At 52.7% G+C, this 19,795-nt stretch carries 23 protein-coding genes; 9 read left to right on the top strand and 14 right to left on the bottom strand.

The genetic code is table 11. The features are described from left to right. Positions 1-4 precede the first annotated feature (4 nt). Positions 5-1,924 (top strand): BglG family transcription antiterminator, encoded by a 1,920-nt coding sequence (locus ACM615_RS16690; protein ID WP_431012204.1) that lies wholly within the window; start codon positions 5-7, stop codon positions 1,922-1,924. A gap of 25 nt (positions 1,925-1,949) precedes the next feature. Here ACM615_RS16690 and npr read toward each other — a convergent pair whose 3' ends face one another. The 11 genes from npr to ACM615_RS16635 all read right to left on the bottom strand — a co-directional run bounded on the left by npr (position 1,950) and on the right by ACM615_RS16635 (position 9,967). Next, a complete protein-coding gene (npr, locus tag ACM615_RS16685; RefSeq protein ID WP_112288366.1) occupies positions 1,950-2,222 on the bottom strand; it encodes a PTS phosphocarrier protein NPr in 273 nt (90 codons plus the stop codon). Next, on the bottom strand, positions 2,219-3,073 hold the full coding sequence (gene rapZ / locus ACM615_RS16680) for an RNase adapter RapZ (protein ID WP_013577261.1): 855 nt from the start codon (positions 3,071-3,073) through the stop codon (positions 2,219-2,221). Before rapZ ends, npr begins: the two co-directional genes overlap by 4 nt. Positions 3,074-3,140: 67 nt before the next feature. Further along, a complete protein-coding gene (gene ptsN, locus ACM615_RS16675) occupies positions 3,141-3,623 on the bottom strand; it encodes a PTS IIA-like nitrogen regulatory protein PtsN (protein ID WP_431012203.1) in 483 nt (160 codons plus the stop codon). Between the two features lie 98 nt (positions 3,624-3,721). After that, entirely contained in the window at positions 3,722-4,009 is a 288-nt protein-coding gene (gene hpf / locus ACM615_RS16670; RefSeq protein ID WP_013577259.1) for a ribosome hibernation promoting factor, read from the bottom strand. 23 nt (positions 4,010-4,032) lie between these two features. Continuing rightward, positions 4,033-5,466: an RNA polymerase factor sigma-54 gene (gene rpoN, locus ACM615_RS16665; RefSeq protein WP_112288367.1), complete on the bottom strand. Its 1,434-nt coding sequence runs from the start codon at positions 5,464-5,466 to the stop codon at positions 4,033-4,035. Between the two features lie 102 nt (positions 5,467-5,568). After that, a complete protein-coding gene (lptB, locus tag ACM615_RS16660; protein ID WP_112288368.1) occupies positions 5,569-6,294 on the bottom strand; it encodes an LPS export ABC transporter ATP-binding protein in 726 nt (241 codons plus the stop codon). A gap of 5 nt (positions 6,295-6,299) precedes the next feature. Then, positions 6,300-6,857 (bottom strand): lipopolysaccharide ABC transporter substrate-binding protein LptA, encoded by a 558-nt coding sequence (gene lptA, locus ACM615_RS16655; protein WP_112288369.1) that lies wholly within the window; start codon positions 6,855-6,857, stop codon positions 6,300-6,302. Continuing rightward, positions 6,835-7,404 carry an LPS export ABC transporter periplasmic protein LptC gene (lptC, locus tag ACM615_RS16650; RefSeq protein WP_112288370.1) on the bottom strand — a complete coding sequence of 190 codons (570 nt, stop codon included), beginning with the start codon at positions 7,402-7,404 and terminating at the stop codon, positions 6,835-6,837. The genes lptA and lptC overlap by 23 nt, the downstream gene beginning before the upstream one ends. Next, positions 7,401-7,967 carry a 3-deoxy-manno-octulosonate-8-phosphatase KdsC gene (gene kdsC / locus ACM615_RS16645; protein WP_113876727.1) on the bottom strand — a complete coding sequence of 189 codons (567 nt, stop codon included), beginning with the start codon at positions 7,965-7,967 and terminating at the stop codon, positions 7,401-7,403. The genes lptC and kdsC overlap by 4 nt, the downstream gene beginning before the upstream one ends. 16 nt (positions 7,968-7,983) lie before the next feature. After that, complete coding sequence (gene kdsD, locus ACM615_RS16640; RefSeq protein WP_113876728.1) at positions 7,984-8,970, bottom strand: arabinose-5-phosphate isomerase KdsD; 987 nt, start codon at positions 8,968-8,970, stop codon at positions 7,984-7,986. 19 nt (positions 8,971-8,989) lie between these two features. Next, positions 8,990-9,967, bottom strand: a complete 978-nt coding sequence (locus tag ACM615_RS16635) for a calcium/sodium antiporter (protein WP_112288373.1) — start codon at positions 9,965-9,967, stop codon at positions 8,990-8,992. Positions 9,968-10,274: 307 nt separating this feature from the next. On the opposite strand from ACM615_RS16635, the gene mlaF reads away from it, so the two are divergent. The 7 genes from mlaF to murA all read left to right on the top strand — a co-directional run bounded on the left by mlaF (position 10,275) and on the right by murA (position 15,180). Then, positions 10,275-11,078 carry a phospholipid ABC transporter ATP-binding protein MlaF gene (gene mlaF, locus ACM615_RS16630; RefSeq protein WP_112288374.1) on the top strand — a complete coding sequence of 268 codons (804 nt, stop codon included), beginning with the start codon at positions 10,275-10,277 and terminating at the stop codon, positions 11,076-11,078. A 15-nt stretch (positions 11,079-11,093) separates the two neighbouring features. Continuing rightward, positions 11,094-11,891: a lipid asymmetry maintenance ABC transporter permease subunit MlaE gene (gene mlaE / locus ACM615_RS16625; protein ID WP_112288375.1), complete on the top strand. Its 798-nt coding sequence runs from the start codon at positions 11,094-11,096 to the stop codon at positions 11,889-11,891. Between the two features lie 3 nt (positions 11,892-11,894). Further along, positions 11,895-12,461: an outer membrane lipid asymmetry maintenance protein MlaD gene (mlaD, locus tag ACM615_RS16620; RefSeq protein ID WP_113876729.1), complete on the top strand. Its 567-nt coding sequence runs from the start codon at positions 11,895-11,897 to the stop codon at positions 12,459-12,461. A gap of 41 nt (positions 12,462-12,502) precedes the next feature. Further along, the gene (gene mlaC / locus ACM615_RS16615) at positions 12,503-13,135 is read left to right on the top strand and encodes a phospholipid-binding protein MlaC (protein WP_112288377.1); all 633 of its coding nucleotides are present in this window, start codon (positions 12,503-12,505) and stop codon (positions 13,133-13,135) included. Then, on the top strand, positions 13,132-13,425 hold the full coding sequence (mlaB, locus tag ACM615_RS16610; protein ID WP_112288378.1) for a lipid asymmetry maintenance protein MlaB: 294 nt from the start codon (positions 13,132-13,134) through the stop codon (positions 13,423-13,425). Before mlaC ends, mlaB begins: the two co-directional genes overlap by 4 nt. A gap of 173 nt (positions 13,426-13,598) precedes the next feature. Next, entirely contained in the window at positions 13,599-13,853 is a 255-nt protein-coding gene (gene ibaG, locus ACM615_RS16605) for a BolA family iron metabolism protein IbaG (RefSeq protein ID WP_013577246.1), read from the top strand. A gap of 67 nt (positions 13,854-13,920) precedes the next feature. After that, positions 13,921-15,180, top strand: a complete 1,260-nt coding sequence (gene murA / locus ACM615_RS16600) for a UDP-N-acetylglucosamine 1-carboxyvinyltransferase (protein ID WP_112288379.1) — start codon at positions 13,921-13,923, stop codon at positions 15,178-15,180. Positions 15,181-15,255: 75 nt separating this feature from the next. Here murA and degS read toward each other — a convergent pair whose 3' ends face one another. The 3 genes from degS to zapG form a co-directional block, all read right to left on the bottom strand. Continuing rightward, positions 15,256-16,323 carry an outer membrane-stress sensor serine endopeptidase DegS gene (gene degS, locus ACM615_RS16595; protein WP_112288380.1) on the bottom strand — a complete coding sequence of 356 codons (1,068 nt, stop codon included), beginning with the start codon at positions 16,321-16,323 and terminating at the stop codon, positions 15,256-15,258. Positions 16,324-16,410: 87 nt separating this feature from the next. After that, positions 16,411-17,778 (bottom strand): serine endoprotease DegQ, encoded by a 1,368-nt coding sequence (degQ, locus tag ACM615_RS16590; protein WP_431012233.1) that lies wholly within the window; start codon positions 17,776-17,778, stop codon positions 16,411-16,413. Positions 17,779-17,931: 153 nt separating this feature from the next. Further along, a complete protein-coding gene (gene zapG / locus ACM615_RS16585; protein WP_013577242.1) occupies positions 17,932-18,333 on the bottom strand; it encodes a Z-ring associated protein ZapG in 402 nt (133 codons plus the stop codon). A 285-nt stretch (positions 18,334-18,618) separates the two neighbouring features. Here zapG and zapE point away from each other — a divergent pair, with 285 nt between their 5' ends. Further along, complete coding sequence (zapE, locus tag ACM615_RS16580) at positions 18,619-19,755, top strand: cell division protein ZapE (RefSeq protein WP_431012202.1); 1,137 nt, start codon at positions 18,619-18,621, stop codon at positions 19,753-19,755. The last annotated feature ends 40 nt before the right edge of the window (positions 19,756-19,795 follow it).

The raw sequence follows: 19,795 nt of genomic DNA, 5'->3' as shown, positions 1-19,795 counted from the left end.
AACAATGGTGAGATTTCCCAATCAACGTCTGGCGCAACTGTTTGATGCGCTGCAAACCGAAACCCTTCCTCAGGATGAGCTGGCAAAACGCCTGTCTGTGTCGACGCGCACGGTGCGTGCCGATATTACTGCGCTGAATGAAATCATCGCCGATTTTGGTGCGACCTTTGTTCACAGCCGTGGCAGCGGATATCAGCTGCGGATTGACGATCAGACGCTTTTCTCAACGTTACAGCAATCGACGCAACGCAAACCGAATCCGACGCCGCGCACTGCCGCTGAGCGGGTGAAAACGTTGCTGATCCGCTTTTTGACCTCAGCTTTTTCATTGAAGCTGGAAGATCTGGCCGATGAATGGTTTGTCAGCCGGGGAACCCTGCAAAATGATATGGCTGAGGTGAGGGAGCATCTGGCTCGCTATCACCTGAATATCGAAACCAAGCCGCGCTACGGCATGAAACTGTTCGGTGCAGAACTGGCGATCCGCGCCTGTCTGACCGATCTGCTGTTCCAGCTGGATGCCGAGGAACAGGCGAATCCGCTGCTGAAGGCGGAAAGTCTGGAGCCGGAAGCGCTGGTCCCGCTGACACGCTTTATGCATCAGGTGCTGACGCAGTCTTCTGTTCAGCTGACCGATGAGGGCGAGCAGTATCTGATCTTGTACTGCGCGGTGGCGATTAAGCGCATTACCGGCGGTTACCCGCTGACCGATTTTGATGCGGAAGACGGTGACCCGGCGGTGAAGCAGGTTTCCGTACGACTGGCGGCTGAGCTCAGAAATCTCGTCGGCAAGGAAATTCCTGCCTCTGAGGAAGCTTATCTGCGGGTGAATATCGCCGCACGCCGCGTGCAGCAAATCCTGCCGACCGACATTAACGCCGACGATGACGAAGCGCTGGTCGATTACATTCTGTCGTATATCAATTCGCACTATAACTATGATTTGCAGGGCGATAAGCAACTGCGTGCTGACCTGCTGACGCACATTAAGACCATGATTACCCGGGTGAAATATCAGATAAATATCCCGAATCCGCTGCTGAACAATATCAAACAGCATTACCCGATGGCCTATGACGTCACGCTGGCGGCGGTCTCCAGCTGGGGAAAATACACCCCGTATACGCTGAGTGAAAACGAGATTGGTTTTCTGGTGCTGCATATCGGCGTCGGGCTGGAGCGGCATTACAATATCGGCTACCAGCGGCATCCGCAGGTGATGCTGGTGTGCGACACCGGCAATTCAACCATCCGCATGATCCAGGCGCAGATTAACCGTAAGTATCCGCAACTGGTGATGAAACAGGTGGTTTCGCTGCGTGATTACGAGCAGCTGGAGCATATCGACGAAGATTTTATTATTTCCAACGCCCGCATTACCGAGAAGAATAAGCCGGTGGTGGTGTTGTCGCCGTTTCCGACCGAATACCAGATGGAACAGCTCGGCAAGCTGGTGCTGGTCGACCGCACACGGCCTTATATGCTGGAAAAATTCTTCGACGAAAAGCACTTCATGATCGTCAACGAACCGATGACGCAGGCGGAGTTGTTCCGTCATGTGTGTTCACAGCTGGAAGAAGAAGGATATGTCGATCAGGCGTTTTACCCGTCAGTGGTCGAGCGTGAGGAGATTGTCTCGACCATGCTGGGCGAAGGGATTGCGCTGCCGCATTCGCTGGGACTGCTGGCGAAGAAAACCGTGGTGATTACGTTGCTTTCGCCGCAGGGCATTGCCTGGGGAGAAGGGGAAACCGCGCACGTGATTTTCCTGCTGGCGATCAGCAAGGCGGATTACGAAGAAGCGATGGCGATTTACGATTTGTTCGTGACGTTTGTGCGGGAACGCTCAATGAGCCGTTTGCTGAGCAGTAAGAATTTTGAAAGCTTCAAGGCCATTGCAATAGACTGTTTAAGCCGCATTTAATACGGCTCAAATAGTGCTTTAATTATTAGTCTTCGTCAAAACCTGAATTAATCAGATTTACGACGGCGCTGAGAGCCTGTTCTTCATCTGGCCCGGTGGCTTCGATTTCGATTTTCTGACCTTTCGGGGAATCGAGCATCAGCAGCGCGATCACGCTGCTGGCTTCCGCTTCAATGCCTGTGCCGTTGCGCAGCATCACTTCTGATTCAAAGCTCTGCACCAGTTCAAATAACTTCATCGCCGGACGGGCATGCATCCCTAACCGGTTTTTGATTTCTACCGTTTGTTTTACCGTCATGATTTACGTTTTTCCAGCGTGCGATGGCGGGATTGCACGTTCTTCCCGCGGGAACGGAAATAGTCGGCCAGTTGCTCTGCGATATACACCGAACGGTGCTTACCGCCGGTACAACCAATGGCGACGGTCAGATAGCTGCGGTTGTTGGTTTCCAGCATCGGCAGCCATTGTTCAAGGTAGCTGCGGGTCTGGTAGATAAAGTTGTGCACTTCGGTATGACGGTCGAGGAACGCCGCCACCGGTTTGTCTAGGCCGGTCATCGGACGCAGTTTCGGATCCCAGTGCGGGTTCGGCAGGAAGCGTACATCGAACACGTAATCCGCATCAATCGGAATGCCGTGTTTGAAACCAAAGGATTCGAAGACCATCGTCAGTTCACGTTCGCGTTTACCCAGCAGGCGGGTACGCAGCATTTCTGCCAGTTCGTGAACGGACATTTCGGACGTGTCGATGATGAGATCAGCGGAAGAACGCAGAGGCTCGAGCAGATCGGCTTCTTCATCAATGGCACTTTCGAGGGAGAGATTTTTGCTGGAAAGCGGGTGCAGACGACGGGTGTCGCTGTAGCGGCGGATCAGCGTGTTGCGGTCGGCATCAAGGAACAACAGCTGCGGTGAGAAGCTCTCCGGCAGTTGTGACATCGCGTACTCATAAACTTCCGGGGTTTCCGGCATGTTACGCACGTCGATGCTGACGGCAGCTGACGTATTACGTTCAACGAGGGTCTGGGCAAGCTGCGGCAATAACACCACCGGCAGGTTATCCACACAGTAAAAACCCATGTCTTCCAATGCCCGTAGGGCAACCGATTTCCCGGAACCGGAACGGCCGCTGACAATCATCAGCACCATGGTGTCACTCCCCTGGCATTCAGTGTTCAGAATTCATTTTCCCGGCACCGTACCGGGAATCAGCAATTTATTCGTTTTCAGTCATTATCTGGAACAGTTCTTCATCGCTCTGCGCACTACGAAGGCGGCGACACACTGTTTTATCAGCTAATTTCTTAGCCACCAAAGATAATGTATGTAAATGGGTTTTACATTGATCTGCCGGTACCAGCAAGGCAAAAAGTAAGTCTACCGGCTGATTATCGATGGCATCAAAAGCGATCGGTTGTTCCAGCTGAATGAACACGCCGACGGCACGTAACGTATCTTCTTCCAGCTTACCGTGCGGGATGGCGATCCCGGCACCGATCCCGGTGCTGCCCATACGTTCACGGGTCAAAATAGCGTCGAAAATCACCTGTGGCGACAAATTAAGTTGTCTGGCTGCCAGTTCGCTGATGATTTCCAGTGCGCGTTTTTTGCTGGCGCAATGAACGCCGCTTTTAGTGCATTCGGCATTAAGCACCGACGTTAATTGCATTGCTATATCGTTGTTCATGTCATCTTTCACTTTTGCGCTGTTTCACCCTTAAAGCTATATCGGCTCGTTTCCCGAAGGTCACAAGCCGATGCCCGAAGGTTTGTAGCACAGGGTTGGCTACATGAATGTCAGTGCTGTTTCAGTTTGTCTTTATGTTTATTCAGCTGACGGGCCAGTTTATCAACCAGTCCGTCAATCGCTGCGTACATATCCTGATGTTCCGAGGTGGCATGTAACTCGCCTCCATTCACATGCAAAGTTGCTTCGGCAACTTTTTGCACCTTTTCCACGCTCAACACCACATACACCTGATTAATCCTGTCGAAATACTGCTCAAGCTTGGCCAGCTTCGACGTGATGAACTCTCTCAGGGGATCCGTGATCTCAATGTGATGTCCGGTAATGTTGAGCTGCATAATGTCTTCCTTCTCTGTTGAGGTCAAACTAACTGTTTACGTTGGTTTGAGGGCGGGATGGACAAAGACTCTCGGTATTTGGCGACGGTTCGTCGTGCAACCATAATTCCCTGATCGGAAAGCAGGGTCGCTAACTTACTGTCACTGAGCGGTTTTACAGGATTCTCCGCTGCGATTAATTTCTTCACCAGCGCCCGGATGGCGGTTGACGATGCCTCGCCGCCGCTGTCTGTACTGACATGGCTGGAAAAGAAATACTTCAGTTCGAAAATGCCACGCGGGCTGTGCAGAAACTTCTGCGTCGTGACGCGTGAAATCGTCGATTCGTGCATTTCTACGGCGCTGGCGATATCAGCCAGCACCATAGGTTTCATAAATTCTTCACCCAGTTCAAAGAACGCCTGCTGCTGCTCAACGATACAGCGCGTGACTTTCAACAGCGTGTCGTTACGGCTTTCCAGGCTTTTGATTAACCATTTGGCTTCCTGCAGGTTGCTGCGGATAAACTGCCCGTCGCTGTCGCTGCGTGCGGAATTCCCCATCGCGGCGTACTGCTGGTTAATCTTCAGACGCGGAATGCTGTCCGAATTGAGTTCAACCGTCCAGACTCCTGACACTTTGCGCACCAGCACATCCGGGATCACGTATTCGGATTCGCCGGTATTGATCGACTGGCCCGGACGCGGATCAAGAGACTGGATCAGGAGCATCGCTCCTTTCAGTGTATCTTCTTTTAACCGGGTTGATCGCATAAGTGCGCGGAAATCATGGTTCGCCAGCAAATCCAGATGTTCGCTGATGATAAGACGGGCTTCGGTGATGAAAGGCGTGTCGGTCACATACTGGGAAAGTTGGATCAGCAGGCAGTCGCGCAGGTCGCGCGCGGCCACGCCGACCGGGTCAAAACGCTGTACGCGTTTGAGCACGGCTTCCACTTCGTCCATCGTGACGTTTTCATCCCCGATGCTTTCCAGAATGTCGTCAAGAGAAACGGTGAGGTAACCGGTGTCATCGACCGCATCGACAATGGACGTCGCAATCGCCGCATCAGTATCTGAGAACGGCGTCAGCTCGACCTGCCACATCAGGTAATCCTGAAGGGTCTGGGTGGTTTCACCCTGATAAATCGGCAGCTCGTCGTCGCTGTAATCATTACCGGTGCCGGAAGGCGTGCCCGCGGTATAGATTTCATCCCAGGTCGCATCCAGCGGCAGCTCTTCGGGCATGTCTTTTTGCTCGAGTGCTTCGCGGGTATCTAACCCTTCGCTGTCGGTGGCTTCTACCGAGTCGATTTCTTCATGAAGGTCGGTTTGTTCCAGCAGAGGGTTGCTCTCCAGCGCGAGTTGGATCTCCTGTTGGAGCTCAAGCGTGGACAATTGCAACAGGCGGATGGCCTGTTGTAACTGTGGAGTCATTGCCAGTTGTTGGCTGAATCTGAGTTGCAAACCTTGCTTCATATCTTGGCTTTATTTCCGTTGATGAGTGAAAACGGCAACACTTCTGTCAGAGACGGCCTGTTTCATTTTAAAGTGAAACAGGCACGGTTCCGGCGGCACAGATCACAGACGGAATTCTTCACCAAGATAAACGCGTTTAACTTGTTCATCAGCAAGAATATCGGCTGGCGTGCCGTGGGCGATTAACTTGCCCTGACTGACGATGTAAGCGCGTTCACACACGTCGAGCGTTTCGCGAACGTTATGGTCGGTGATCAGTACGCCGAGGCCACTGTCACGCAAATGCTCAATGATTTTTTTGATGTCGATAACTGAAATCGGGTCAACACCGGCGAACGGTTCATCCAGCAGAATGAATTTAGGGTTCGCCGCCAGCGCGCGGGCGATTTCAACACGACGGCGTTCACCACCGGACAGTGACTGACCGAGGTTATCGCGCAAATGAGAAATATGGAACTCTTCCATCAGTTCATTGGCGCGATCGTTACGCTGTTCTTTGTTCAGATCGTCGCGGATCTGCAACACGGCCATCAGGTTATCAAATACGCTGAGGCGGCGGAAAATGGACGCTTCCTGAGGAAGATAGCCAATACCGCGACGGGCGCGGGTATGCAATGGCAACAGGCTGATGTCTTCGTCATCGACGATAATACGGCCTGCATCACGCTGCACGATGCCGACGACCATGTAGAAGGTCGTGGTTTTACCGGCACCGTTTGGCCCTAATAACCCGACGATTTCGCCGGAGTTGACCATCAGGCTGACATCTTCAACGACCTTGCGGCCTTTGTAGGCTTTTGCCAGATTCTCTGCGATTAATTTAGCCATAAAAATCAGTTACTCTTTTTGGTCGGCTGGCCCGCCGCTGCAGGTGTTTTCTGTTGCAGCTGCGAAGGAACCAGAACGGTCGTCACACGGTTGCCTTTATCACTGAAGGCTTCCATTTGCTGTTTCTGCACCAGATACGTAATACGGTCGCCTTTCACGTTGCTGTCGAGCTGTTCAAGGTAAGCGTTACCGGTCAGGGTCACCAGATCGTTTTCCACTTCATAGCGGACTTTCTGCGCATGGCCTTTTACCGGCTTGCCGTTGTCCTGCATCTGATAGAAGGTCACCGGGTTACCGTAACCTTCAACCACTTCTTTGCCGGAAACGCCTTGCGGGCGGATGACGACAACTTTGTCCGCTTTAACCTGGATCGTGCCCTGGTTTACCACCACATTACCGGTAAAGGTCGCGGTATTGGTGTTCACGTCCAGCGCCTGATTAGCCGAATCAATGGTAATCGGTTTGGTCGTGTCATCTTTCAGGGCGAATGCCGGAACGCTGACGGCTAACAATGAGCTGACGATCAGGAGATTACGGATTTTATTTTTTGCTTTGAATTTCATAAGAGGTCGTTACCTTTTCGATCAGCTCTGCTGTTTTATCACGCAGATTACCACGCATTTTCATGCCGTTAGATGTAAAACCTGTGCCATAAAGCGTTACTTCATCATCTGAGGCAACGTCCTGTGTCGTCAGGTTAACCCGTGCATTGTCCGTTTTGATTCTTTGCAACTGAGAAGTCTCAGGTGTCAGGCTGTCTGCCTGCACATGCCCGTAAAGATAGAGCATTTTATCCTGAGTCAGCTTGGCCTTGTCAGAATGCAGCACCCACGTCGGGACTTTGTTCTTGTCGTACATGGTCGCTACCGGATTGGTAAACCATGTCACCTGATCAGTGGTGTAATATTTCACCTGATCTGAAACCAGTTTATACGTCAGGCTACCCAGCGGATCGTACACCATCGTGACGGTGTGGGAGCTCTGGTAGGTCGGATCCTGATCGTTGACCGCCGGCTGGACGTCATCGCTGTTGTCAGACATTGACCAGCCGATCAGCACCAGAACGATGGCTGTCAGCGCCAGAATAATCCAAAGTCTTGTTTTACTCATATCGACAGCCCTTTGGCGTCCTCCAGCTTACCCTGTGCCAGTAAAATCAAATCGCACAATTCGCGTACTGCACCACGTCCGCCGGCAATTCGGGTGACATAATGCGCTTTCGGCAACAAGATGGGATGCGCGTCCTGAACGGCCACGGAAAGACCAACTTCAGCCATAACCGGCCAGTCGATCAGGTCATCACCGATGTAGGCCACTTCTTCGGCCCGCAAAGACAGTGTATCTAACAGTTCGCGGAAGGCCAAAAGCTTATCCGATTGTCCCTGATACAAGTGGCGTATACCGAGGGTTTCAGCGCGATCTTCCAGTAATTTCGCATTGCGGCCTGTAATAATCGCAACCTCAATGTCAGAAGTCAGCAGGCAGCGGATACCGTAACCGTCGCGAACGTTAAAACTTTTCAGCTCTTCTCCCTGATTTCCCATGTAGATCAGGCCATCAGACATCACGCCATCTACATCGCAAATCAGCAGGCGGATAGCTTTCGCCCGTTCCAGCACTTGCGTGCTGACCGGACCGTAGCAAGTTTCCACCAGGGCTGCGCTATTACTCATTCAGGGGATTCCTCAATTAAACTACGCCAGCGCGCAGCATGTCGTGCATATGTAACACACCCAGCAACTGGTCACCATCAGCAACCATCACGCAGGTTATGTTTTTTTCCTGCATTAAATTCAGCGCATCCACCGCCAGAAGAGAAGGGCGGACGCGGATGCCCCCGGTCGTCATGACATCGGCAATCGAGGCTTCGTTGATGTTAACGCCCATATCGAAGATGCGGCGTAAATCACCATCGGTAAAGATACCTTCGATCCGCATCAGGTCGTTGCAGATAACCGTCATGCCGAGATTCTTGCGGGTGATTTCCAGCAAGGCGTCACGCAAAGAAGCGTCACGGCTGACATGCGGAATTTCATCACCGGTGTGCATGATATCGCTCACGCGCAGTAAGAGCTTGCGACCCAGTGCTCCGCCAGGATGGGAAAGGGCGAAATCTTCGGGTGTGAAACCGCGGGCTTCCAGTAAAGCCACCGCCAGCGCATCGCCCATGACCAATACCGCCGTGGTGCTGCTGGTCGGTGCCAGACCGAGCGGGCAGGCTTCTTTGGGGACTTTCACGCTAAGATGCACATCGGCCGCTTTGCCCATGGTGCTTTCCGGATTAGACGTCATGCAAATAAGCGTGATGTCCAGACGCTTGAGTACCGGGATCAGCCCGAGAATTTCATGCGCCTCACCGGAATTGGAAATCAGGATCACAACGTCCTGTTTCGATACCATGCCCAGATCACCGTGGCTGGCTTCGCCCGGATGGACAAAGAAAGCCGGTGTGCCGGTGCTGGCAAAGGTCGCGGCCATCTTGCGACCAATGTGGCCGGATTTGCCCATGCCCATCACGACGACTTTGCCGTTGCAGGCGAAGATTTTTTCGCATGCACGGGTAAAATCGCCGTTAATGTATTGATCTAACTGCTCAAGTCCTTCACGTTCTGTTTTCAGTACATCACGCCCGACGGCCTGAAAATCAAAGTCGGAGGCGAAGTTAACGTTAGCCATAGTCAGTTCCTGACAAAGTTCAGAAGGCAATGCTGTCCGGCAACAGGAACAGAACCGCCATATAGGCGATAAATCCACACAGTAACAGTGCGCCGGCGAGATGGCCGATACGATGTTTACGCATCAGGCACAGCCCGGAAAGCACGATACTGACCGCCAGCATGACCCAGTAATCGCGATGAAACGCGTCCGGGTTGAACGAGCCTGGCGCAACCAGCGCAGGTAATCCCAGCACCAGACAGGTATTAAAAATATTCGCACCAATGATATTGCCCAGTGCGATATCATCTTCGCCCTTAATGGCACCTGCGATAAACGTCGCGAGTTCCGGCAGGCTGGTGCCGATGGCGATGACGGTCAGGCCAATCACCAATTCGCTGACGCCAAAGTAACGGGCAATCACTGTACTGTTGTCGACAATCATGCCCGACGCCAGCGGCATGATGATAAAGCCCAGTGCCAGCCACAGAAATGCCACGGTGTTGCTGCTGTCCTGAGGAAGTTCGGACATCTGCTCGTATGTCAGCGTATCCAGCCCTTCTTTTTCGGCCGCGCGGGCGATTTTTATCACCAGCATCATAAACACGGCAGCACTGGCCAGCAGCAAAACGCCGTCAAACCGGCTGAGTTCTCCGTCACTTAGCACAAAACCACAGAGTGCTGTGACCAGTAACAATAAAGGGAGTTCGCGGCGTAATATATCAGAACGAACGGAAAGTGGATGAATCAGGGCTGCACCGCCCAAAATCAGAAGAATATTAATGATATTCGAACCAATTGCGTTTCCGACGGCCAAATCCATCTGATCATTGATGGCGGCTGTGGTTGAAACCACCAGTTCCGGGAGAGATATTCCGACGCCGACGACGGTCATGCCAATCACCAGCGGAGGTATGCCTATTGAGCGTGCCAACACTGCGGCTCCGTACACCAGACGATCGGCGGCGTAAACTAACAGTAACAAGCCGACAATCATCAGTACGATAGCGAGAAGCATGAAACATCCTTTATTGGGTATAATGCGAGGTTCGTTGCCTTTGCAGGCAGGCGATTCCTTCGTCAACATGAGCTAAGGCAACATTTTCTCTGAAAACAAGGCCTGCAGGTTCCTGTATGTTAGACGATGAAGGCTTTTAATTTAAAATGATAATTCATCGATTTTGACCGTCTGTGGCGGAAAAGTAAAACGATGGCAACTTTGGTAACGAAACCGGGGTAAGTTTTTGTAAAAATACCAAAGTTATACGACACCCCATCTGGGTCAGACGTATTCTTAGCGAAAGTATTCCGAAGGGATAAACTGAATGAGTCAAAGCGAATCGAATCTGGTTGAGATCAAGGGCATGAGCTTCGTGCGCGGCGATCGTCCCATTTTCGAAGAGATCAATATGACCGTGCCACGCGGCAAAGTCACCGCCATTATGGGGCCTTCGGGGATCGGTAAAACCACCTTGCTGCGCCTGATCGGCGGGCAACTTGCGCCAAGTAGTGGGGAAATCTGGTTCGACGGAGACAACATTCCGACGTTGTCACGCCGTAAGCTGTACGAATCCCGCAAGAAAATGAGCATGTTGTTTCAGTCCGGTGCATTGTTTACTGACCTGACTGTGTTCGAGAATGTGGCATTTCCGTTGCGTGAGCACAGTAAATTACCGGAAGAACTGTTGCGCAGCACCGTGACCATGAAACTCGAAGCGGTAGGGTTACGCGGTGCCGGTGACCTGATGCCTGCTGAGTTGTCTGGCGGGATGGCGCGTCGTGTGGCGCTGGCGCGTGCGATTGCGCTTGATCCGGAACTCATCATGTTTGATGAGCCTTTTGTGGGTCAGGATCCGATCACGATGGGCGTGCTGGTGAAGCTTATCGATGAACTTAACCATGCGCTGGGCGTGACCTGTATCGTCGTCTCTCATGACGTACCTGAAGTACTCAGTATTGCGGATTATGCATATATTGTGGCGGCACAGCATGTCATTGCTGAAGGTACACCAGAGGAATTGCAAAATAACCCTGATCCGCGAGTTCGCCAGTTCCTCGACGGTATTGCCGACGGACCGGTGCCTTTCCGTTTTCCTGCCGGTGATTACAAAACCGAGCTGCTCGGATAATGGAGTTCCTGATAAATGTACCTTGTTTTGAAAATAAATAGGGCCTTAGCCTCTGTCGGGCGCCGCGGAATAAACACCTGTGCGTCTTTTGGCCGTGCCGGTCTGATGCTCTTTCGGGCGTTGGTCGGTAAGCCGCAATTTGCCAAACAATGGCCGCTGCTGATCAAGCAGCTCTACAGCGTTGGCGTGCTTTCCCTGCTGATCATCCTGGTTTCCGGCCTGTTTATCGGCATGGTACTGGGCTTGCAGGGATACCTGATTTTAACCACCTACAGCGCTGAGGCCAGCCTCGGCATGATGGTGGCGCTTTCCCTGCTGCGTGAGCTGGGTCCTGTGGTGACGGCGCTCCTGTTTGCCGGTCGTGCGGGTTCTGCGCTGACCGCTGAGCTGGGTCTGATGAAAGCTACCGAGCAGATTTCCAGTCTGGAAATGATGGCTATCGATCCGCTGCGCCGCGTTGTGGCACCGCGTTTCTGGGCTGGCCTGATTTCCATGCCTCTGCTGACGGCGATTTTTGTCGCAGTCGGGATCTGGGGCGGCTCGCTGGTCGGCGTGGACTGGAAAGGCATCGATAGCGGATTCTTCTGGTCAGCGATGCAAACTTCCGTAGACTGGCGGACTGACCTGCTTAACTGCCTGATTAAAAGCCTTGTTTTCGCTATCACCGTGACCTGGATTGCTTTGTTCAATGGCTATGATGCGATACCGACGTCCGAAGGGATCAGCCGGGCAACGACACGTACTGTGGTGCATTCGTCACTGGCGGTGCTGGGATTGGATTTTGTGCTGACAGCACTGATGTTTGGAAATTAAACCATGCAAACGAAAAAGAGTGAAATCTGGGTAGGCGCATTTTTGATCATCGCACTGATTGCGGTGTTATTCCTGTGTCTGAAAGTGGCCGACATCCGTTCTATCGGCTCTGACCCGACTTACCGCATTTCTGCGGACTTCGACAATATCGGCGGCCTGAAAAGCGGTTCTCCGGTCAAAGTCGGCGGTGTGGTGATTGGTCGCGTCAGCAGCATTACGCTTGATAAAAACTATTCTCCACGCGTAGAAATGGATATTGACCAGAAGTACAACCAGATCCCGAGTACCAGTACGCTGGCTATCCGCACCTCGGGTTTACTGGGAGAGCAATTCCTGGCGCTGAACATTGGTTTTGAAGACCCTGACATGGGAACGACTATCCTTAAAAACGGTGGCGTCATTCAGGACACCAAATCGGCGCTGGTTCTCGAAGACCTGATTGGCCAGTTCCTTTATAAGAGCGGCGACGGGAAAGCGGATCCGGATGCAGGGTCTGCGACCGCAGCACCCGCGGGCGATTCTGCCCCTGCGCCAGACGCTAACACGGCTCCACAACCGGCTGCTCATTAAGAACTTGCTACTACGGATTCTCCATCAAAGAGGAAATGATTATGTTTAAACGTTTAGTGATCGCCGCACTGCTGGTGGTTATGGCTCCGCTGGCCAATGCCGCGGTTGATAAAACCAACCCTTACAGCGTGATGAATGAAGCGGCGAACAAAACCTTCACCCGCCTCAAAACCGAACAGCCGAAAATCAAGCAGGATCCTAACTACCTGCGTCAGATCGTGCGTGAAGAACTGCTGCCGTACGTGCAGATCAAATACGCCGGTGCGCTGGTGTTAGGTCGTTACTATCAACAGGCGACCCCTGCACAACGTGAGGCGTATTTCGCCGCGTTCTCTGACTATCTGCAACAGGCATATGGCCAGGCGCTGGCGATGTACAACGGCCAGAACTATACCGTGCAGCCAGAACAGTCTTACGCAGATAAAGACATCATTGCTATCCGCGTGACCATTACCGATCCGAACGGTCGTCCGCCAGTGCGTCTGGATTTCCAGTGGCGTAAAAACAGCCGTACCGGCGAATGGCAGGCATACGACATGATCGCCGAAGGCGTCAGTATGATTTCGACCAAGCAAAACGAATGGGCGGATATCCTGCGTCAGAAAGGGATTGATGGTCTGACTGCGCGTCTGAAACAAGCTGCCGCAGAACCGATTACCCTGGATAAAAAATGAGTGAAGCATTGCGCTGGGAATCGCAGCCGCCGCGACTGACGTTGCACGGTGAACTGGATCGCGAAACGCTGGTCCCCTTCTGGGATGCGCGTAAAAAGCTGATGTCCGGGATTACCTGTCTGGATGTTTCCGGGCTGGAGCGTGTGGATTCTTCCGGTCTGGCGCTGTTAGTGCATTTGCGTGAAGAGGCCAGCCAGCAGGGCGTTTCTCTGACGGTGGCTGGTATCACCGACAGACTGAATACTCTGATTGCGCTCTATAATCTGCAGGATATTATTCCGGCTGCCTGAGCAAATAAGCCAGCAGTTCCGGTAAGTTAGGCGGCTGAAGACGTACCGTCGCCTGACGCTCTCCAAAGCCCCTGTGCGAAACTCTTGCTCAGGGGCTTTTTCGTGGTTTAAGAATTGCGCCGATCCCTATAAGATATCGGGCTGTTATGATTCTTCAGAAGAATAGATCCCCTATGGAAACGAGTGAAATTAAAGACGTGCTGATGAACGCATTGGCACTGGACGAAGCCCACATTACTGGCGATGGCAGTCATTTTCAGGCCATTGTCGTTGGTGCGATGTTTGATGGCATGAGCCGCGTGAAAAAACAACAGACCGTTTACGCCCCGCTGATGGAATACATCGCCGACAACCGAATCCATGCACTGTCTATCAAGGCTTATACCCCTGAAGAATGGGCGCGTGACCGTAAACTGAGCGGTTTATAAGACTGCCGGAGTTCCGGCAGCTTCCTCATATCTGACCTGTCGTTTAAATGAATAGAGAGCAGTCATAATGGATAAATTTCGTGTACAGGGTGGGACTCGTCTAAGCGGCGAAGTCACTATCTCTGGTGCAAAAAATGCAGCACTTCCTATTTTGTTTGCCGCACTGCTTGCTGAAGAACCTGTTGAACTCCAGAACGTTCCTCACCTGAAAGATATCGATACCACCATCAAACTGCTGAGCCAGCTGGGCACCAAAATCGAACGTAACGGTTCGGTCTTTGTGGATGCCAGTGCGGTAAACGAGTTTTGTGCGCCCTACGATCTGGTGAAAACCATGCGTGCTTCCATCTGGGCGCTGGGTCCGCTGGTGGCGCGTTTTGGTCGTGGCGAAGTTTCCCTGCCGGGCGGTTGTGCTATCGGCGCACGTCCTGTTGACCTGCACATCACAGGTCTGGAACAACTGGGCGCAACGATCGTGCTGGAAGAAGGCTACGTGAAAGCGTCCGTAGACGGTCGGCTGAAAGGCGCACACATCGTGATGGATAAAGTCAGCGTCGGCGCGACAGTCACCATCATGAGTGCCGCTACACTGGCCGAAGGCACCACCATTATTGAAAACGCCGCACGTGAGCCGGAAATCGTTGATACTGCGAATTTCCTGAATACGCTGGGCGCGAAAATCACCGGCGCGGGCACCGACAGAATCACCATCGAAGGCGTTGCACGTCTGGGTGGCGGTGTTTATCGCGTAGTGCCGGACCGTATTGAAACCGGGACTTTCCTGGTGGCGGCGGCGATTTCCGGTGGCAAAATTGTCTGCCGTGAAGCCCGTCCTGATACGCTGGATGCCGTTCTGGCGAAACTGCGGGAAGCTGGTGCGGAAATCGAAGTGGGCGAGGACTGGATCAGTCTCGACATGCATGGCAAACGTGCTAAAGCGGTGACGTTCCGCACTGCGCCGCATCCGGGCTTCCCGACTGACATGCAGGCACAGTTCAGCCTGCTGAACCTGGTAGCTGAAGGCACCGGCGTTATCACCGAAACTATCTTCGAAAACCGTTTCATGCATATTCCTGAGCTGATCCGTATGGGCGCTCACGCTGAAATCGAAGGCAGCACTCTGATTTGTCATGGCGTTGAAAAACTGTCTGGCGCTCAGGTGATGGCGACCGATTTGCGCGCTTCCGCCAGCCTGGTTCTGGCCGGCTGTATTGCAGAAGGCGTGACAGTCGTTGACCGTATTTATCACATCGATCGTGGCTATGAGCGTATCGAAGATAAACTGCGTCAGCTGGGTGCAAAAATCGAGCGTTTTAAAGGCGAGTAATTCCTGAGCCTGACGCAATAAAAAAGCCGGAAGGGGAGACCTTTCCGGCTTTTTCGTTTCTGTCTTCAGCAGTTATCAGTGATCAGGGTATTCCTGCACGGTGACCTGCAAGGTCAGCTGCTGACCATCACGGATGATTTTAACCGGGATCACCGTGCCAGGGCGGACTTCTGCCACCTGGTCCATTGTCTCAATCGCGGAAACAGCCGGTTTATTATTCACGTTAACAATCACATCGCGCACCTGCATACCCGCATTTGCCGCCGGACCGTTCGGGGTGACTTCATTAACCACAATCCCCTGAATGCGATCCAGTCCGCTGTTCGGCCCGTGCAGAGGCGATACCTCGCGGCCGCTGATGCCGATATAACCGCGAATGACGCGACCATCACGAATAAGCTTGCCCATCACTTTGGTGGCCAGCGCTGTCGGGATTGCAAAGCCAATGCCTTCCGGCGTCGCACCGTCATTACTCTGGTCAAATGACAGCGTGTTAATTCCCATCAGCTCACCCAGTGAGTTCACCAGCGCACCGCCGGAGTTCCCCTGGTTGATTGAGGCATCGGTTTGCAGGAAATTCTGGCGACCGGACGGGCTAAGACCGATACGACCGGTGGCACTGATAATGCCTTGTGTGACGGTCTGCCCGAGGTTATACGGGTTACCAATCGCCATCACCACATCACCGACATGCGGAGTCCGGTGTGAGTTAATCGGGATCACCGGCAGATTTCCGGCGTTGATTTTGAGTACCGCCAGGTCAGTCAGGCTGTCAGAACCGACCAGCAAGGCTTCAAATACGCGGCCATCTTGTAGCGCCACGATGATCTGATCGGCATTATTAATGACGTGCTTGTTGGTCAGGATATAGCCGTTGTCATTCATGATAACGCCGGAACCCAGCGTGCGAATGGCCAGTTCGTTTTGCGAACTGTTACCCATGTTGCGGTTATAGACGTTCACGACGGCAGGAGCAGCGTGACGAACGCCCGAGTTATAGCTGACAGGTTCTTCGCTGGTTTGGGTGAAATTGCGTTCGAACAGCGGGTCTGTGATGTTTTTACGCAACATAGGTACCGCCGCCAGCAAAATGCCAGCAACAATCAGGCCGATAACAGCGGATCTCAATAGCTTAACAAACATGGGTGTATGGGATGCGAGATAAAAAGTGAGGGAAGAATAGCATGAGTTAATCGGACGCAGCAGCACCTGCGTCCGATTTTCAACGCTTTACGGCATGAATAAGTAGATATTCTGCCCTTTACGCACAATGCTCAGCGCAATCAGGTCCGGTTTGCTTTCCAGAATTTTGCGGAAGGCGGCAAGATTCTCAAGCGGCTCACGGTTTACGCCGATAATCACATCGTCTTTTTGCAGACCTATCTGAGCAGCCGGTGTGCCTTTCTTCACGTCATCGACATGTACGCCTTTAGCATTTTTATCTGCCGGATCGCTGAGTGTCACACCCTGCAAGGCAGGATTGAGTTTCTCAATGCTGACTTCCACGGCCGGGCTTTTATCCAGCGTGACGTTCACGGTCATCGGTTTGCCATCGCGCAGCAAACCAATCTGCATGGTAACGCCCGGACCGGCGGTACCGACTTTTGCACGTAATTCTGCAAAGCTGCTGAGCTTTTTGCCCTGAAGTGTGACCAGCACGTCACCGGATTTAATCCCGGCTTTTGCTGCCGCCGAATCAGGCAGCACTTCATTGACGAACGCGCCACGCTGGCTGTCGAGTTTAAATGCCTGTGCCAGTTCCGCCGTCATTTCACTGCCGCGGATCCCCAGCAGGCCACGTTTCACTTCGCCGAATTCAATCAGCTGATGGCTGAGGTTTTTCGCCATGTTAACCGGGATAGCAAAGCCGATACCGACGCTGCCACCCTGGGAAGAAATAATGGCGGTATTGATGCCAATCAGTTCACCTTTCAGGTCGAGCAGGGCTCCGCCGGAGTTGCCGCGGTTAATCGAGGCATCGGTCTGAATAAAGTTTTCCAGCCCTTCAAGGTTCAGGCCGCTGCGACCGAGAGCAGACACAATACCGGACGTCACGGTCTGACCGAGCCCGAACGGGTTGCCGACGGCGACCGCAAAATCGCCCACGCGCAGATTATCTGAATCGGCCATGGTGATTTGTGTGAGATTTTTCGCATCGATCAACTGGATGACAGCGATGTCAGACTGATCGTCTTTACCGATGAGCTTGGCTTTATATTCGCGGCCATCGTTGAGCTGAACGCTGATCTTGTCAGCGTTATTCACGACGTGATTGTTAGTCAGCACGTAGCCTTTAGCGGCATCAATAATAACGCCCGAGCCCAGACCTTCAAAAGGCTGCGGCCCTGCATTTGGCTCCGGATCTTGCTGACCAAAGAAGAATTTGTATTCCGGTGGCACATCCGCACTTGGCGGCTGCGTGCCGGAAACCTGAACGCCCACGACGGCCGGCAGCACTTTATCCAGCATCGGTGCCAGGCTCGGCAAAGGTTGTCCCTGAACTTGTGTCGGTAAAGCAGCATTCGCCATAGGCGCAGAAGCGAAAGTTAATCCAAGGCTAACAGCTAACACACTGAGCAAAAATGACTTTTTCTTCATCACGATAACTCTCTCGCTTTCTGTAAGGGACGTCAGTTATGGACAATAGAACGATGATTCACTACACGGGAAGGGGCTTGAGAACGGCACATGCACGAAACATGTGCCGTAAATACGCCTGCACAAAGATTATCATGCAGGCAGGAGCGTCTGTTATTTACGAACCGGACGCTCGCCACGCAGCAAACCCGATGCGCCATCAGAATAATCACGCGGCATTTGTACCGGCACCTGATCGTTATCGGCTTCAGAACCGGTCAGGCGATAGTTGAACGGATTATCCTGCTCTGGCATATCAGGCAGCAGATTGTTGGAGCTCTTCGCCATATGCTGATAAAGCTGACGGTAATCTGTCGCCATGTTATCGAGCAACTCAGCGCTGCGGGCAAAATGGCCCACCAGCTCCTGACGGTATTCGTCGAGTTCGGCTTTGCTTTTCTCCAGTTCGTTTTTCATGACTTGTTGATCACGTAATTTACGATTACCAAAGCGCATCGCTACCGCACCAATCGCGATACCGACCACTAATCCAATGAGTGCATACTCCCAGGTCATAATGACTCCTATTTTGACTTCGTTGTCCCGCAGGGCTTTTTCACGTAACTTTTATGACTTAACTTTTTTACACAATGGTTTTAACGTAATTGTCACACGCATTCGTCATGCAATAGCTCCACTATAACCGTTAACCTTGTCAGAGTGGAATCCTGCCGGGAAAATCGCTGCCGTCTGATGGTTTTTTAGCACACAGACAGCCGGGAAAAGCGGCGAACCTACGGCAAAAAAGCGGCTAAACGACGTGAAAAACTTAAAATTTTTTTCTCAGGGACGTTAACTAAGATGCAACCCAAATCACCACTTTTCGTTTATCAGAACGCCGTTGATGCTGGCGAGTTCCAGCCGGACGCGGTTCAGAAACAGGCTGTTGCCCAGCTCGACGCTATTTATCAGGCCTTATTTTCCCGTCCGGCGGCGGAACCTGCGACCAGCCGGGGTGGCTTGCTGGGGCGACTGTTTGGCAAAAGTGCGCCAAAAACCGCGCAACGCCCGGTTCAGGGCTTATATATGTGGGGTGGCGTCGGGCGCGGCAAAACCTGGCTTATGGATTTGTTTTTCCACAGTCTGCCGGGCGAGCGCAAACTTCGTCTCCACTTTCACCGCTTTATGTTGCGCGTTCACGAAGAACTGACGCAGCTCCAGGGGCAGGAAGATCCGCTGGAAGTGATTGCCGACCGTTTCAAAGCGGAAACCGACGTGCTGTGTTTCGACGAGTTTTTTGTCTCGGATATCACCGACGCGATGCTGCTGGCGACATTGCTACAGGCGCTGTTCGCACGTGGGATCACGTTAATCGCCACGTCCAACATTCCACCTGACTCGCTTTACCGGAACGGCCTGCAACGCGCGCGTTTCCTGCCAGCTATCGATCTGATTAAAGAATATTGCGATGTCCTGAATGTGGATGCCGGAATTGATTACCGCCTGCGTACGCTGACTCAGGCCAATTTATGGCTGACTCCGGCGGGCGGGGATACGACGGCCGCCATGCAAAGTATGCTGGGAAAACTGACCGGTAATCACAGCGGTTCGGCGGGTACTGAGGCGGTCAAGCTGGAAGTGAATCACCGCCCGATGCGGGCGATTGCCGCCGTTGATGGCGTGCTGGCGATAGAATTCCATACGCTTTGTGAAGAGGCGCGCAGCCAGCTCGACTACATTGCGCTGTCGAAAATCTATCACAGCGTACTGCTGCACAATGTGCCGGTGATGAAGGCGGACAATGAAAACGCAGCGCGGCGCTTTCTGGCTCTGGTGGATGAGTTTTATGAGCGCCATGTCAAACTGGTGGTTTCTGCTGCAGCACCGATGTTTGAGATTTATCAGGGCGAGCGGCTGAAATTCGAGTATCAGCGCTGCCTGTCCCGTCTGCAGGAAATGCAAAGTGAGGAATACCTCAAGCGACCGCACCTGCCGTGATTTTTAGCTGATTATTTTTTGTTCTATTTGTGATATAAGA

The organism is Rahnella sp. PAMC25617 (assembly GCF_050606005.1).
Lineage (GTDB): Bacteria > Pseudomonadota > Gammaproteobacteria > Enterobacterales > Enterobacteriaceae > Rahnella > Rahnella variigena.
The sequence above is the reverse complement of the archived record's forward strand: the minus strand, read 5'-3'. Positions and strand labels throughout refer to the sequence as shown.

Coding starts and splice junctions, on each gene's coding strand:
- ACM615_RS16690 (WP_431012204.1), top strand. CDS start 5: ATGGTGAGATTTCCCAATCAACGTCTGGCGCAACTGTTTGATGCGCTG.
- npr (WP_112288366.1), bottom strand. CDS start 2,222: ATGACGGTAAAACAAACGGTAGAAATCAAAAACCGGTTAGGGATGCAT.
- rapZ (WP_013577261.1), bottom strand. CDS start 3,073: ATGGTGCTGATGATTGTCAGCGGCCGTTCCGGTTCCGGGAAATCGGTT.
- hpf (WP_013577259.1), bottom strand. CDS start 4,009: ATGCAGCTCAACATTACCGGACATCACATTGAGATCACGGATCCCCTG.
- rpoN (WP_112288367.1), bottom strand. CDS start 5,466: ATGAAGCAAGGTTTGCAACTCAGATTCAGCCAACAACTGGCAATGACT.
- lptB (WP_112288368.1), bottom strand. CDS start 6,294: ATGGCTAAATTAATCGCAGAGAATCTGGCAAAAGCCTACAAAGGCCGC.
- lptA (WP_112288369.1), bottom strand. CDS start 6,857: ATGAAATTCAAAGCAAAAAATAAAATCCGTAATCTCCTGATCGTCAGC.
- lptC (WP_112288370.1), bottom strand. CDS start 7,404: ATGAGTAAAACAAGACTTTGGATTATTCTGGCGCTGACAGCCATCGTT.
- kdsC (WP_113876727.1), bottom strand. CDS start 7,967: ATGAGTAATAGCGCAGCCCTGGTGGAAACTTGCTACGGTCCGGTCAGC.
- kdsD (WP_113876728.1), bottom strand. CDS start 8,970: ATGGCTAACGTTAACTTCGCCTCCGACTTTGATTTTCAGGCCGTCGGG.
- ACM615_RS16635 (WP_112288373.1), bottom strand. CDS start 9,967: ATGCTTCTCGCTATCGTACTGATGATTGTCGGCTTGTTACTGTTAGTT.
- mlaF (WP_112288374.1), top strand. CDS start 10,275: ATGAGTCAAAGCGAATCGAATCTGGTTGAGATCAAGGGCATGAGCTTC.
- mlaE (WP_112288375.1), top strand. CDS start 11,094: ATGTACCTTGTTTTGAAAATAAATAGGGCCTTAGCCTCTGTCGGGCGC.
- mlaD (WP_113876729.1), top strand. CDS start 11,895: ATGCAAACGAAAAAGAGTGAAATCTGGGTAGGCGCATTTTTGATCATC.
- mlaC (WP_112288377.1), top strand. CDS start 12,503: ATGTTTAAACGTTTAGTGATCGCCGCACTGCTGGTGGTTATGGCTCCG.
- mlaB (WP_112288378.1), top strand. CDS start 13,132: ATGAGTGAAGCATTGCGCTGGGAATCGCAGCCGCCGCGACTGACGTTG.
- ibaG (WP_013577246.1), top strand. CDS start 13,599: ATGGAAACGAGTGAAATTAAAGACGTGCTGATGAACGCATTGGCACTG.
- murA (WP_112288379.1), top strand. CDS start 13,921: ATGGATAAATTTCGTGTACAGGGTGGGACTCGTCTAAGCGGCGAAGTC.
- degS (WP_112288380.1), bottom strand. CDS start 16,323: ATGTTTGTTAAGCTATTGAGATCCGCTGTTATCGGCCTGATTGTTGCT.
- degQ (WP_431012233.1), bottom strand. CDS start 17,778: ATGAAGAAAAAGTCATTTTTGCTCAGTGTGTTAGCTGTTAGCCTTGGA.
- zapG (WP_013577242.1), bottom strand. CDS start 18,333: ATGACCTGGGAGTATGCACTCATTGGATTAGTGGTCGGTATCGCGATT.
- zapE (WP_431012202.1), top strand. CDS start 18,619: ATGCAACCCAAATCACCACTTTTCGTTTATCAGAACGCCGTTGATGCT.